Annotated in this window: 13 protein-coding genes; 7 read left to right on the forward strand and 6 right to left on the reverse strand. The window is 32.9% G+C overall.

Going from position 1 to position 14065, the window contains the following annotated elements; all coding sequences use genetic code 11:
• Window positions 1–32 precede the first annotated feature (32 nt).
• Window positions 33–1145 (reverse strand): lactonase family protein, encoded by a 1113-nt coding sequence (locus E0I61_RS10715; RefSeq protein WP_132071330.1) that lies wholly within the window; start codon window positions 1143–1145, stop codon window positions 33–35.
• 182 nt (window positions 1146–1327) lie between these two features.
• On the opposite strand from E0I61_RS10715, the gene E0I61_RS10720 reads away from it, so the two are divergent.
• Genes E0I61_RS10720 through E0I61_RS10735 form a run of 4 tightly spaced genes read left to right on the forward strand, consistent with a single transcriptional unit; the run spans window position 1328 to window position 5609 of the window.
• Window positions 1328–3256 (forward strand): BatA domain-containing protein, encoded by a 1929-nt coding sequence (locus tag E0I61_RS10720; RefSeq protein WP_132071332.1) that lies wholly within the window; start codon window positions 1328–1330, stop codon window positions 3254–3256.
• Between the two features lie 32 nt (window positions 3257–3288).
• Window positions 3289–4542, forward strand: coding sequence for a dihydroorotase (locus tag E0I61_RS10725; RefSeq protein ID WP_132071334.1), 1254 nt, complete (start codon window positions 3289–3291; stop codon window positions 4540–4542).
• 40 nt (window positions 4543–4582) lie between these two features.
• Window positions 4583–4909 (forward strand): hypothetical protein, encoded by a 327-nt coding sequence (locus tag E0I61_RS10730; protein ID WP_132071336.1) that lies wholly within the window; start codon window positions 4583–4585, stop codon window positions 4907–4909.
• Between the two features lie 52 nt (window positions 4910–4961).
• Window positions 4962–5609: an alpha/beta hydrolase gene (locus tag E0I61_RS10735; protein ID WP_132071338.1), complete on the forward strand. Its 648-nt coding sequence runs from the start codon at window positions 4962–4964 to the stop codon at window positions 5607–5609.
• 60 nt (window positions 5610–5669) lie between these two features.
• Here E0I61_RS10735 and E0I61_RS10740 read toward each other — a convergent pair whose 3' ends face one another.
• Together E0I61_RS10740 and E0I61_RS10745 are read right to left on the reverse strand one after the other, a co-directional pair.
• Window positions 5670–6170, reverse strand: coding sequence for a hypothetical protein (locus E0I61_RS10740; RefSeq protein WP_132071340.1), 501 nt, complete (start codon window positions 6168–6170; stop codon window positions 5670–5672).
• Between the two features lie 11 nt (window positions 6171–6181).
• Window positions 6182–6946 carry an MBL fold metallo-hydrolase gene (locus E0I61_RS10745; RefSeq protein ID WP_132071342.1) on the reverse strand — a complete coding sequence of 255 codons (765 nt, stop codon included), beginning with the start codon at window positions 6944–6946 and terminating at the stop codon, window positions 6182–6184.
• A gap of 94 nt (window positions 6947–7040) precedes the next feature.
• Here E0I61_RS10745 and E0I61_RS10750 point away from each other — a divergent pair, with 94 nt between their 5' ends.
• Window positions 7041–8501 (forward strand): TonB-dependent receptor, encoded by a 1461-nt coding sequence (locus E0I61_RS10750; RefSeq protein WP_131994492.1) that lies wholly within the window; start codon window positions 7041–7043, stop codon window positions 8499–8501.
• Window positions 8502–8698: 197 nt separating this feature from the next.
• On the opposite strand, the gene bcp is transcribed toward E0I61_RS10750, so the two are convergent.
• Entirely contained in the window at window positions 8699–9151 is a 453-nt protein-coding gene (bcp, locus tag E0I61_RS10755; protein WP_131994490.1) for a thioredoxin-dependent thiol peroxidase, read from the reverse strand.
• 89 nt (window positions 9152–9240) lie between these two features.
• On the opposite strand from bcp, the gene E0I61_RS10760 reads away from it, so the two are divergent.
• The gene (locus E0I61_RS10760) at window positions 9241–9891 is read left to right on the forward strand and encodes an endonuclease III domain-containing protein (RefSeq protein ID WP_131994487.1); all 651 of its coding nucleotides are present in this window, start codon (window positions 9241–9243) and stop codon (window positions 9889–9891) included.
• A gap of 115 nt (window positions 9892–10006) precedes the next feature.
• Here E0I61_RS10760 and E0I61_RS16320 read toward each other — a convergent pair whose 3' ends face one another.
• Both E0I61_RS16320 and E0I61_RS10765 read right to left on the reverse strand, forming a co-directional pair.
• Complete coding sequence (locus E0I61_RS16320; protein WP_165930213.1) at window positions 10007–10150, reverse strand: hypothetical protein; 144 nt, start codon at window positions 10148–10150, stop codon at window positions 10007–10009.
• Between the two features lie 53 nt (window positions 10151–10203).
• Entirely contained in the window at window positions 10204–10788 is a 585-nt protein-coding gene (locus E0I61_RS10765) for an RNA polymerase sigma factor (RefSeq protein ID WP_131916883.1), read from the reverse strand.
• A gap of 487 nt (window positions 10789–11275) precedes the next feature.
• Between E0I61_RS10765 and uvrA the strand changes: the two genes are divergently transcribed.
• Window positions 11276–14062 carry an excinuclease ABC subunit UvrA gene (gene uvrA, locus E0I61_RS10770; RefSeq protein ID WP_132071344.1) on the forward strand — a complete coding sequence of 929 codons (2787 nt, stop codon included), beginning with the start codon at window positions 11276–11278 and terminating at the stop codon, window positions 14060–14062.
• Window positions 14063–14065: the final 3 nt, after the last annotated feature.

Below are 14065 nucleotides of genomic sequence, written 5' to 3' on the forward strand. Positions count from 1 at the left end.
CTCATTTTTAGCCTTTTTCTTGAATTGTAATATTAATTCTTTGTAAAAACCAAGCAAACCGGAGAACACAAAGCAATCTTCTTTCCAGTATCTGTAAGTGCTCCCGTATTTTTATTTCTTTTAAAAATTACAATATCATTTGTATATTGATGTGCAACCAAAAGAAAATTCCCAGTTGGATCAATCGCAAAATTTCTAGGTCCTTTCCCTAAAGTAATGGTTTGTCCTTTCAATAGTAATTTTCCGTTTTTTAGAATTTTAAAAATTGTAATGTTATTAGCTTCCCCGCGATTGGAAGCATATAAAAACTTTCCGTCAGGTGAAATATGGATATCCGCAGAACTAAAAGTCCCTTTGAAGTCTTTTGCTAAAATAGTGGTTTCATCAATCTTTTTCAATATCCCGTTTGAATAACTAAATACCGTTAACGCTCCGTCAAGTTCCTGTAATAGATAAACAAATTTACCGTCCTTGCTAAAGGTCAAATGTCTTGGTCCACTTCCTGATTTAACTGAAATGCTATCCTTTAATTCTAAAACAGTACTGGCAGCATTAGGATTATAGACATACGAATATACTTTGTCATTCCCTAAATCGTTAGACAAAACAAACTTTTTATCTGGGGAAAAATGAACCATATGCACATGAGGACCTTCTTGTCTTTGTACATTAATTCCTTTTCCATAATGTTGTACTACTTGCTTTGCTTCAGCTAGACTTCCGTCGTTATTTTTACTAAAAACGGAGATATTTCCGCCGGAATAATTGGCAACTATCACATTTTTATCATCGTTTATAATGTAACAAGGATTTGCTCCTTTTGAACTTTGTTTGTTGATTAAGTTTAATTCACCGCTTGATGGAGTGTAACTGAAAGAACTTACCGTACTTTCAGCACCATACTCATTCACGGAATAAATAAAGTTATTGTCTTTTGAAACCGTCAAATAACTCGGATTTATAACTTTTTCAGTTGCATTTTTAAAACTAAAATCACCTGTCTTTGAATCAAAATCATATACATAAATTCCTTTGCTATCACAACTTTGGGTGTAGGTTCCAATCAGTAAATTAAATTTATTTTTTTGTGCCTGAACACTTGCAAAAATGAAAATTAATAGAACAACAGCAAACGGTTTTTTCATGTTTTTAAATTTTATTGAAAAGCTAAAATACACATTATATCCATAATGAATGTCAATTGTTTATTCCTTTGAAAAATTATAACAACTTCATCTAAAACTGTCAACAAATTTGTATTTTTGACTCATGAAATTCAATGAGCTCCATTGAAAATAAAATCCAGTGAAGTAAACTCAACCTCAGAATGCATTTTAAACATCCCGAAATTTTATACTTTCTGTTCTTATTGATTGTTCCAATTTTGGTCCATTTATTTCAATTACGCCGTTTCAAAAAAGAATATTTTACCAATGTTCGTTTCTTAAAAGCACTTTCCATACAAACCCGAAAAAGCTCTAAAATAAAGAAATGGTTGCTTCTCACCTGCCGATTATTATTGTTAACTTGTATTATTATAGCATTTGCACAGCCTTATTTTGAGTCAAAAGACAGTAAAAATGCCAGCAATGAACTGTATATTATTTTGGACAATTCTTTTAGTATGCAAGCCAAAGGCAAAAAAGGTGAATTGCTAAAACGAGCTGTTCAGGAACTGCTTGAAGAAACTCCTGAAAATTTAAATTTCTCTTTGCTTAGCAATTCCGAAAATTATTGGAATACAGATATAAAATCGGTTCGTGGTGCTTTGCAAAATCTAAAATACAGCGCTACTCCGTTCCAATTGGACAATATAATGGCAAAAATAAAAGCGCATAAATCGGCTTTTAAAAAAGATATCGTTATCATTACCGATGCCGTAGGACTTGATGAAAAACAATTAAAAAATATAAATGCAGCTGACTCTCCTTTATTTATAATCACAAAAGCAGAGCAAAAAAATAATGTTTCTATTGACAGCGTTTTTATTAATAAAACTTTAGAAAATTTTTATGAAATTAGTGTTCAAATATCCGGTTATGGCGAGGATTTTAACCCGATTCCTATTTCTTTATACAATGAAAACAAGCTCATTGCAAAGACAATAGTAACATTAGACACGAAGAAAAAAAATCTCAATTTTACGATTCCAAAACAAGCCTTTCATGGCTATTTTTCTATAGTTGACAATGGGTTGAATTATGATAACACGTTGTATTTCAGCATTTCTAAAACCAAGAAAACCAACATTATCAGCATTGGAGAACCAGCGAAAAGCAACTTTCTTTCCCGAATTTACACCAGTGAAGAATTCAATCTTAATAATTACACTTTAAGTACATTAGATTACAATAAACTGGAAGAACAAGACGCGATTGTTTTAAATGAATTGGATGAAATCCCACAAGCTTTGACTACCACTTTAAAATCTTTTGTAGAAAAAGGCGGCAATTTAATTGTGATTCCTTCGGTGATAAATTTAACTACAAATATGAATTCTTTTCTATCGAATTTTGGAAAACTTACATTCAATTCTTTAGAAAACAGAGAAAAACTGATTACTAAAATCAACTTCAATCATCCTATATTCAATAGCGTATTCGAAAAGAAAGTGACTAATTTTCAATATCCAAAGACAAAAAGTTCCTTTATAATATCTAGCTCAAGTCCTGCTGCTTTGTCTTATGAGGACCAAAGTGTTTTCTTGACTTCGATAGTAAATTCGGTTTCGGCGGTTGCTGTTTTTGCAGCTCCTATCAACATCGAAAATTCAAATTTTCAGCAATCTCCATTAATTGTACCTACATTTTACAAGATGGCGATGAACAATCAAAACAACGGTGTAAATGCTTTGATAATAGGAAATAACAACCCACACTTGACCGAAGCTTCGCTAAACAAAGACGCTATTTTAACGGTAAAAGGCCTAGACGAACAATTTATTCCTATCCAACAAATTCTTAATAATAAAGTCAAAATGACTTTCAATGATTATCCGGAACAAGCCGGAAATTTTAGAATTTACAATAAAAAAGAGTGGATCGAAAACATCAGTTTCAATTACAATAGAACAGAAAGTGATTTGGCTTCAGCCAATGATAATATTCTTTCTGACTATAAAACCATTGAATCTATACCATCGCTATTTGACACTTTACAAACTGACAGAACTGATAATCAAATTTGGAAATGGTTTGTTATCTTTGCACTGTTATTTCTAATAACCGAAATGGCAATTATACGATTCGTAAAGTAAATAACGAAGATCCAAATAATTAAACAATCAATATGAACATAATCATCAGAGAAGCAAAAATTATCGATTCTAAAAGTCCCTTTCATAATAAGACTGTAGATATTTTAATTGTTGATGGTTTTATAAAAAAAATTGGAACATCGCTTCCAAATCCAGATAAAGCAGACGAGGTAAAACTTGATAATTTACACGTATCACAAGGTTGGTTTGACAGTAGCGTTTCTCTTGGAGAACCTGGTTTTGAAGACCGAGAAACCCTATCAAACGGACTTAATGTAGCTGCCAAAAGCGGTTTTACTGCAATCGCATTACAACCCAACTCCTTCCCTATTATTGACAATCAATCCCAAGTGAATTTTGTTTTAAATAAAGCACAAGAATTTGCAACTCAACTGTATCCTATTGGCGCTTTAAGTAAAGAAAGTGCAGGAAAAGACATGGCCGAATTGTATGATATGAAAAAAGCTGGAGCCGTAGCTTTTGGAGATTATAATAAAAGTTTGGATAATGCTAATTTGCTGAAAATTGCCTTACAATACGTTCAGGATTTTAATGGATTGATTCTTGCTTTTTCCCAAGACGAAAATATAAAAGGAAATGGAGTGGCGAATGAAGGCATTGTTTCTACCCGATTAGGCTTGAAAGGAATTCCAAATCTTGCTGAAGAATTACAAATCGCAAGAAATTTATTTCTGTTAGAATATACTGGAGGAAAACTACACATTCCGACCATTTCGACTAAAAAATCAGTTCAATTAATCAAAGAGGCTAAAGCCAATGGATTAAATGTAACCTGCAGTGCAGCTGTGCATAATTTAGTTTTAACAGATGAAAAATTAGAAGGATTCGACACCAGATATAAAGTTTCACCGCCACTTAGAACTGAAGCTGATAGAAAAGCATTACTGAAAGGAATAAAAGAAGGAACGATCGATATGATTACATCCGACCATAATCCGATGGACATTGAACACAAGAAAATGGAATTTGATGGTGCCAAAAATGGAACGATTGGAATGGAAAGTGCTTTTGGTGCTTTGATGACCGTATTGCCATTAGAAACCGTAATAGATAAATTGACTGCTGGAAAATCTAGATTTGGTATTGATATCCAAATCATAAATGAAGGTTCAAAAGCAAATATTACCTTATTTAATCCGGAACCAAAAAGTATTTTTACAAAATCATCCATTTTATCAAAATCGAAAAACTCTGCTTTTCTGGAAACAGAAATGAAAGGGAAAGTACACGGAATTGTGAATCAAGGAAAATTAATTTTAGCATAAATAAAAAACCTCACAAACCTCAAGGTGAGCACAAATAAAAATGAATAATACTACCGAAACAGGAAAAACTGCCGCCATCACAAGCTATATTTTAGGAATTGGCGTGTTTATAGCGATGTCTATGAACTCCGAAGATAAAAATGCGTTTGCTTCTTTTCACATTCGCCAAGGACTGGGACTCACATTAACTTTTATATCACTTGGATTAATTATCAGCAATTTTGACAGCTTAATGATTTCAGCTCCAATGTGGATTTTCGTATTTATTTTATGGTCTTATGGTATTACCAGTGCTATAAAAGGAGAAACGAAACCGGTTCCTTTATTGGGAACTTATTTTCAAAAATGGCTTAAAAACATCTCTTAATTGATTGAAGATTGTTGATTAACGATTTTTGATTGCAGAACTGAACACTACTATGAATTTATCTTTAGAATATAAAATACGAGAACCTAAAATAAAATTAGACAAAAATCCTCTTATCCTTTTATTACACGGATACGGCAGCAATGAAGAAGATTTATTTTCATTTGCTACTGAGCTTCCAGATGAATATTATATTATCTCAGCACGTGCGCCTTATGACTTGCAATACGGCAGTTATGCATGGTATGCGATAAACTTTGATGCGGATCAAAATAAATTTTCAGACCACGAACAAGCCAAAGTATCAAGGGATTTAATCGCTGGATTTATTGATGAGTTAATTGCTAATTATCCAATCGATGAAACACAAATTGCTTTAGTTGGCTTCAGCCAAGGATCAATCTTGAGTTATGCTGTGGCACTTTCCTACCCAGAAAAAGTTCAAAAAGTGGTGGCTATGAGCGGCTATTTGAATTTAGAGATTGTGGCTGATGATTATCTTAAAAACAACTTTACTAACTTAAAAATATTTGCTTCACACGGAACGGTAGATCAAGTAATCCCAGTAGAATGGGCTAGAAAAACACCTGCAATAGTAGAAAATTTAGGAATAAATACAACCTATAAAGAATATCCTGTAGGTCATGGAGTAGCACCACAAAATTTCTATGACTTTAAAAATTGGCTTCTTGAAAAATAGTGTACAGTATTCAGTCGCAGTTTTCAGTTATAGTGAACACTGAGAACTGCGAATGACCACTTATTTTTGATATAATAATGATTGATTTACTTCGAAAGAAATACTGTCATCGGCATTGACAAAGTATTTCAATAAAACTTCTCCCCAAATTTCACCGTCACTAAAATCCGCAATAATCCATCTGTGATTTAGGATTCTTACTTTATTGATAATAAATTTATTCGTCCCAATTTGATCTTGACCTGTGTAAGGATTTCCTTTTGGATTGGAATTATAGTCTAATAATTTTTCGGTAACAACAGGAATTAATTTTTCGTATTGAATCATTTTTTCAGAACTTCCTGAATCAAAATAATTTTGGGCATTTTCATTTTTCACTAAAGAAAAATAGTTAGCATCCGCTAACTGATTCGAAACTAAACTTAGACTGTCTCTTAACTTTTTTGTGGTTTTTTCATACCTTGTTTGTTCAAATGCGACCTGTTTACTCAAAAACATATAAGTGAAAATTGAAGAAAGTACCGCTAAAATAGTGAGATAAAGGAATAATGACTGTTTCATTGTAAATTGAATTATAGTATAATTTCTAAATTGTCGTACGCTAGGAAAACAGTTGGAGGTAGATTTTTTTGAACCTCTTCATGGTATCCCATAATATGACTAATGTGTGTAAGATATGCTGTTTTTGGTTGCACCAAAGTTATAAAATCTAATGCTTCTTTCAAATTGAAATGCGTATCATGAGGCTCTTCCCGTAAAGCATTTATTACCAATACCTTTAAGTTTTTTAATTTTTCAATTTCGCTTTTCTCAATAGTTTTCACATCCGTCAAATAGGCAAAATCATCAATTCTATAGCCAAAAACCTGAAGATCACCATGCATTACATCAATAGGAATTACCGTTTTATTTCCGAGAGAAAATGGTTGATTATTGACAACTTCAATCGTTGCAACAGAAGGAGCGCCCGGGTATTTATTTACCGTTTCAAAAACATATTCAAACCGTCTTCTCAAATTATCGATGACCCTTTGATGTGCATAAATTGGGATTTCACCCTGCTTAAAATTAAACGGACGAATATCATCTATTCCCGCTGTATGGTCAGCATGTTCGTGAGTGAATAGGATTCCATCTACTTTTTGACAATTTGAAGAAAGCATTTGCTGCCTGAAATCAGGTCCGCAATCAATTACAAAAGAATGATTTCCCCAAGATATCCAAACGGAAACTCTCAGTCTTTTGTCTTTAAAATCAGTGCTTTTACATACTGGATGATTGCTCCCAATAACAGGAATCCCTTGTGATGTACCAGTTCCTAAAAAATATACCTTCAATTTTATTGCTTTTATTTACAAAAATAGGGTTAATTATCTTTCATTAGAAACCTATTTCATTAACTTTGCAACATATTAGCCATATTAAAAGAAAATGGATACAGAAATAAAATTAAAAGGTGACAAAATCATCGAACAAATCCCTTCAATTAAAGACAAAGCACTTCGTATTAATTTAAATGAAAATATTTACGGAACTTTTGCAGAGATTGGAGCTGGACAGGAAACTGTAAGACATTTTTTTAGATCTGGTGGTTCTTCTGGTACAATTGCAAAAGCAATGTCTGCCTATGACAAAGACTTTAGTGATGCTGTATACGGCATTGAAGAAGACGGCCGTTACGTAACCGAAAGCCGACTTAAAAAAATGCTTTCTCACGAAGTAAATCTAATAGAAAAACGTTTGAGCAGAGAGAAACATCCTAATAAAATGTTTTTTAGTTATGCCAATACTGTAGCTACTATTGATTTTGCAAAACAATTCAAAGGACATGGATGGGTTGGAATTAGTTATCAAATTGAACCGGATGAGGATTATAACGAAATTATCATTCACATTCGATTTAAAGAAACTGATGTACGGTTACAGCAAGAAACACTTGGTATTCTTGGTGTAAACTTAATTTATGGAGCGTATTATAAATACAATGATCCTAAACGATTATTGCGCTATTTATACGATCACTTAGATAAAGATCAGTTAGAAATAGACACTATAAATTTCTCAGGGCCTCGTTTTGCTGATGTCGACAATCGTTTGATGAGTTTACAATTAGTAAAAAACGGGATGACAGATGCGGTAATGTTTAATCCTGAAGGTAAAAACATTCTTCCCGCTGCAATTCTATACAAAAAAAATATTCTTGCTTTTAGAGGTAGTTTTCGTCCCGTTACAAAAGTGAACATGGACATGTATGAGAAATCATTGAAAATGTTCCTGAATGAGAATAAGGTAAATGCCGAAAATACACTGGTAGTTTTTGAAATTACATTATCAAACTTACGTTCTGATGGTGAAATCGACGAAAGAGATTTTATGGATAGAGCTGAATTACTGTGTTCTCTTGGGCAAACAGTAATGATTTCAAATTTCCAGGAATACTATAAAGTGGTGGAGTATTTTGCTAATTATACCAAAGCCAGAATGGGATTAGCCATGGGTGTGAATAATTTAGTAGATATTTTTGATGAGAAATATTACCGTCATTTAAGCGGAGGAATTCTAGAAGCATTTGGAAAATTATTCTATCGCGATATGAAAGTTTTCTTGTATCCAATGATTGGAGAAGATGGAGAAATCATCACATCGGAGAACTTAAAAGTACATCCTAGAATGAAAGAGTTGTACAAATTCTTTAAATTCAATGGAAAAGTAGTAGACATCAATGATTACGATCCTGCAATTCTAGAGGTTTTCTCTCGTGAAGTGCTCAATATGATTAATCAAGGAAAACTGGGTTGGGAAACAATGCTTCCGACTGGTATTGCTGAAATAATCAAAGAGCACCGCCTTTTTGGGTATGACCCAAATAAAGTTTTGAAGGAAAGTAATTAGTGAATGTGGTCAGTTGCTAGTCCTGATAACTATTAAAATCAGTAGTAAAATTTCGATTTAAATTACAACACAAAGTCCAAAATTGAGGTCATTTAACACCTCAACTCTGGACTTTGTGTTGTTGTCATAATTTGATTTCAGTTTTTGTATTCTTATCTGCAATTGCAGTAAATGATCACTAAAAACTGAACACTGACTTACTTTAGTATCTGAGCGGCATGAACCTTAGTTTTTACATCTAAAATCACGTCCTCGATGATTCCTTTTTCATCAATTACAAAAGTGGTTCTGTGAATGCCATCGTATTCTTTTCCCATGAATTTTTTTGGTCCCCAAACTCCAAATGCTTCAATTACTGATTTATCTTCATCAGCCAATAACGGAAAAGGAAAATCGTATTTTTCTTTGAATTTGGCTTGTGCTTTTTGCACATCAGCACTAACACCCAGCAGTTCATAATTATTAGCCTGGAATCGCTCGAAATTATCTCTTAAATCACAAGCTTCTGCAGTACATCCCGGTGTATTTGCTTTTGGATAAAAGAAAACTACTAATTTTTTACCTGCATAATCTGCCAATTGATGTGATTTTCCGTCTTGGTCAAGACCTGCAAAATTAGGTGCTTTATCTCCTTTTTTTAATGTTGTCATTATTTATATTTTTTATTTATTTGAATTGAAATTGAATTTTGCTATTGCCATTGAAATTGTTTTCCTTTACAAATCAAATTTAATGAATAATGAATAAACAAGAACGTGTAACCTTTGTTATAAATACGTTAAAAGAGTTATATCCGACGATTCCTATTCCTTTAGACCATAAGGATCCTTATACGTTATTGATTGCAGTTTTACTTTCGGCACAATGTACGGATGTTCGCGTGAACCAAATTACACCGTTACTTTTTGCTAAGGCTGATAATCCTTATGATATGATAAAAATGTCTGTTGAGGAAATTAAGGAAATCATTCGTCCTTGCGGCTTATCGCCAATGAAGTCGAAAGGGATTCATGGTTTATCCCATATTTTAATCGATAAACACGAAGGAAAAGTACCTCAAAGTTTTGAATTTCTAGAGGAATTACCCGCCGTAGGACATAAGACTGCAAGTGTTGTAATGTCGCAAGCCTTTGGAGTTCCCGCTTTTCCAGTTGACACACACATTCATAGGTTGATGTACCGATGGAATTTGACAAACGGAAAAAATGTTGTTCAGACAGAGAAAGATGCTAAAAGAATTTTTCCTGAGGAGTTTTGGAATGATTTACATCTTCAGATTATATGGTACGGAAGGCAATATTCGCCGGCTCGTGGCTGGGATTTAGAGAAGGATATTATCACTAAAACAATTGGAAGAAAAACGGTTATTGATTCCTATCATAAAAAGTAAAGCCTCATTAAACAAAAAATCCCATTATTTTTTTTAAAAAAATAATGGGATTTTTTAATAATTTAAAACCAAATTAAATTTACATAAGACCAACCATAATTGGAGTTAAGCTATTTTAATTAGATATGATTTCAAAACTTTTATTGTCTATTTTTATTATGCTCAACGCTTTGGAATAGCTTAATAAGAAAGAAATTGTTTCTTTACTTGGTTTCCTGTTTTTTGAAACTGATGCTTTTTTTGAGTAAGTTTTTGCCATAGAGTAATATATATTTTTCTTTATATTACAACGTAGCAAGTTTAAACATATTGTTAATTGGTTAAAACAATTTGGTGTTTGTCAATCACTTTTCTCAAATTCATTAAAGCATAACGCATTCTGCCTAAAGCGGTATTGATACTAACTCCAGTCGATTCCGAAATTTCCTTAAAGCTCATATCTTGATACATTCGCATCACCAATACCTCTTTTTGATCAGCCGGAAGTCCTTCGATTAGCTTTTTTAAATCCATTTCGACTTGTTCCGAAATTATTTTATTTTCTATAGTCTGAGCCCCATCAGACATTATAGAGAAAATAGAGAACTCTTCTGTTTCCCTGAACATGGGCATTTTTTTTGTTTTCCTGTAATGATCTACAACCAGATTATGAGATATACGCATAACCCAAGGTAAGAATTTACCTTCTTCATTATATGAATTTGATTTCAAAGTTTTAATTACTTTGATAAAAGTATCTTGAAAAATATCGTTGGTAATGTCTTTATCCGGAATTTTCGAATAAATAAAACCATAAATTTTTGATTCGTGCCTTTTTATTAGTTTAGCTAAGGCATCCTCGTTACCTGCGACATAATCCTTTACCAATGACGCATCAGGGAGTTGTATATTAACCATAATAATACTTTTTAGTTTTAAAATAAATAAGAGATATCTCTAAAAAGTAGTTTTCTATTATAGGCTAGTGTTTATTTAGGTTTGTTAAGTTTTCAAATTTAACTAATTATTGTTTTAACATGCAAGTAAAATTAATAAAAATTAACATAAGTAGCTCCAAATTTGTTAAAATTTTTCTTCTTTTTTTACATTCCTATAAAAAACAGTAAACTGATGAATAACATTAGGAACCTTTTTTCTCAAAATGAATTCTGAAACTAAGAAAACAAAATACCACTTGCACTATAATGAACTTTAAAAAACCTTATTTTTAGCCCTCAATATCCACATAAACAACTGACATTCTTTAACATATAAAACTACGTAATCGATGAATAATAACCGTTGAAGGAATAACAACTGCAATCTTTTTTAATCATTATTTGTGAATTGTTCAACCCTTTTAGTCAGTTGAAAATTGATTACTTTTGTAAAAATTATCATTTTTATGCAAGTTGACCTTTCGAAATTAGATCCCAAGAAAAATATCATTATAAAAGGCGCACAAGTACATAACTTAAAAAATGTAGATGTTGCGATTCCTCGAAATAAACTAGTGGTTATCACAGGACTTTCGGGTTCTGGAAAATCAAGTTTGGCTTTCGACACTTTATATGCCGAAGGTCAACGTCGTTATGTAGAAAGTTTGTCGTCGTATGCACGACAATTTCTTGGAAGATTGGATAAACCAAAAGTGGAATATATAAAGGGTATAGCTCCCGCAATTGCGATTGAACAAAAGGTAAACACAACCAATGCGCGCTCTACTGTAGGAACATCCACAGAAATTTACGATTATATAAAATTACTTTTTGCCAGAATTGGAAGAACTTATTCTCCTGTTTCCGATCGTGAAGTCAAAAAAAATACGGTTACTGATGTGGTTACTGATGTAAAAAGCTTTGAACTTGACAGCAAGTGGTTGCTTCTTGCTCCTATTCATTTAGAAGAAGGGCGAAAACTGGAAGACAAATTAAAAGTGCTTCTACAACAAGGTTTTGCAAGGATTCTGATGAATAATGAAATGGTTCGGCTAGACGAAATAGACCAACATTCTTTAGACAATAAAGACATAACGCTCATTATTGATAGGATTGTGGTCAAAGACGAAGAAGAATTCTACAATAGATTGGCTGATGCGGTACAAACTGCTTTCTTTGAAGGAAAAGGAATTTGCCATTTACAGGAATTAAACTCCGATAAAAAGTTTTCGTATTCCAATAATTTCGAATTGGATGGAATCACATTTTTGGAACCCAACGTTCATTTATTTAGTTTTAACAATCCATACGGAGCGTGTCCTGTTTGTGAAGGTTATGGTAATATTATAGGAATTGATGCCGAATTAGTGGTGCCAAATACAACTTTATCCATTTTTGAAAATGCTATTTTTCCTTGGCGTGGTGAAAGTATGAGTTGGTTTCGAGACGAATTGGTAAATAATGCTTACAAATTTGATTTCCCAATACATAAACCTTTTTATCAATTATCTGAGGATCAAAAGGAATTGATTTGGAATGGAAACAACTATTTTCAAGGTCTAAATGATTTCTTCAAAGAACTGGAAGAAAAGAATTATAAAATCCAAAATAGAGTTATGCTTTCGCGTTACAGAGGAAAAACTAAATGTCATTCCTGCAAAGGAAAACGCTTGAGAATTGAAGCTTCGTATGTGAAAATTAACTCAAAAACAGTTTCTGATTTAGTTGATTTACCTATTAAACATTTGGTTACTTTTTTCGAAAATATTGATTTAGATGTGTATGAAAAACAAATAGCGAAACGATTGTTAATAGAAATCAATAATCGCTTGTCTTTTTTAACCGAAGTAGGACTGGACTACCTGACATTAAACAGAAATTCAGCAACGCTTTCAGGAGGAGAATCGCAACGCATCAACTTAGCGACGTCATTAGGAAGCAGTCTAGTCGGTTCCATGTATATCCTGGATGAACCCAGCATTGGTTTACACCCAAAAGACACAGAACGCTTGATAAAAGTATTGTTATCGTTAAGAGATTTAGGAAACACGGTTATTGTGGTAGAACATGATGAAGATATCATGAAAGCCGCGGATATGATTATTGATATTGGTCCCGAAGCGGGAACTTTTGGAGGTAATCTGGTGGCCCAAGGCACGTATGATGAAATATTAAAATCGACATCACTTACAGCGAAATATTTGAATGGAGACTTAGAAATTACCGTTCCCAAAAAACGCAGGCTTTTCAAGAATTTTATTGAAATAAAAGGAGCTCGAGAAAACAATCTTCAAAATATAGATGTAATCTTTCCATTGGATGTATTAACCGTTATTACTGGAGTTTCAGGAAGTGGAAAAAGCACATTGGTAAAGAAAATTCTTTTTCCCGCGATGCAAAAAAAGCTGGAGAATGTTGGCGAAAAAGCAGGTCAATTTACTGAAATGACCGGTTCCTTTTCGCAAATCAAGCATATTGAATATGTAGATCAAAACCCAATAGGAAGAAGTTCCCGTTCTAATCCTGTGACCTATATTAAAGCGTATGATGACATTCGGGAATTGTATGCCAAAGAAAAACTATCAAAAATAAGAGGGTATCAAGCCAAACATTTTTCTTTTAATGTTGATGGTGGAAGATGTGAAACCTGCAAAGGAGAAGGTTCCATAAATGTAGAAATGGTTTTCATGGCGGATGTACAATTACCATGTGAAACCTGTAACGGGAAACGATTTAAGAAAGAAGTTTTGGAAGTAGCCTTTGAGGGTAAAAATATTCACGATATTCTCACCATGACTATAGATGATGCAATTGCTTTTTTTATAGCCAATAAACAAACTAAAATCACTCAAAAATTACAACCTTTACAGGATGTGGGATTGGGTTATGTGCAATTGGGACAATCATCTTCTACACTTTCCGGTGGAGAAGCACAGCGTATAAAACTCGCCTCATTCTTAGTAAAAGGCGCTACAAAAGACAAAGCTTTATTTGTTTTTGACGAGCCTACAACCGGATTGCATTTTCATGACATCAAGAAGTTATTGGCTTCTTTTGATGCATTGATAGACAAAGGTCATTCAATACTAGTAATTGAACACAACCTTGATCTTATCAAATGTGCCGACTGGATTATTGATTTAGGCCCAGAAGGTGGAGAAAATGGCGGTAAATTATTGGCAGCAGGAACACCTGAACAAATTGTAAAAATAAAAGATTCAGTTACTGGAAAATACCTAAAAGAAAAATTATAAAAA

Source organism: Flavobacterium ranwuense, from assembly GCF_004349315.1.
In the GTDB taxonomy this organism is placed as follows: Bacteria; Bacteroidota; Bacteroidia; order Flavobacteriales; family Flavobacteriaceae; genus Flavobacterium; species Flavobacterium ranwuense.

Coding starts and splice junctions, on each gene's coding strand:
- E0I61_RS10735 (WP_132071338.1), top strand. CDS start 4,962: ATGAATTTATCTTTAGAATATAAAATACGAGAACCTAAAATAAAATTA.
- uvrA (WP_132071344.1), top strand. CDS start 11,276: ATGCAAGTTGACCTTTCGAAATTAGATCCCAAGAAAAATATCATTATA.
- E0I61_RS16320 (WP_165930213.1), bottom strand. CDS start 10,150: ATGGCAAAAACTTACTCAAAAAAAGCATCAGTTTCAAAAAACAGGAAA.
- bcp (WP_131994490.1), bottom strand. CDS start 9,151: ATGACAACATTAAAAAAAGGAGATAAAGCACCTAATTTTGCAGGTCTT.
- E0I61_RS10720 (WP_132071332.1), top strand. CDS start 1,328: ATGCATTTTAAACATCCCGAAATTTTATACTTTCTGTTCTTATTGATT.
- E0I61_RS10765 (WP_131916883.1), bottom strand. CDS start 10,788: ATGGTTAATATACAACTCCCTGATGCGTCATTGGTAAAGGATTATGTC.
- E0I61_RS10740 (WP_132071340.1), bottom strand. CDS start 6,170: ATGAAACAGTCATTATTCCTTTATCTCACTATTTTAGCGGTACTTTCT.
- E0I61_RS10760 (WP_131994487.1), top strand. CDS start 9,241: ATGAATAAACAAGAACGTGTAACCTTTGTTATAAATACGTTAAAAGAG.
- E0I61_RS10730 (WP_132071336.1), top strand. CDS start 4,583: ATGAATAATACTACCGAAACAGGAAAAACTGCCGCCATCACAAGCTAT.
- E0I61_RS10750 (WP_131994492.1), top strand. CDS start 7,041: ATGGATACAGAAATAAAATTAAAAGGTGACAAAATCATCGAACAAATC.
- E0I61_RS10715 (WP_132071330.1), bottom strand. CDS start 1,145: ATGAAAAAACCGTTTGCTGTTGTTCTATTAATTTTCATTTTTGCAAGT.
- E0I61_RS10725 (WP_132071334.1), top strand. CDS start 3,289: ATGAACATAATCATCAGAGAAGCAAAAATTATCGATTCTAAAAGTCCC.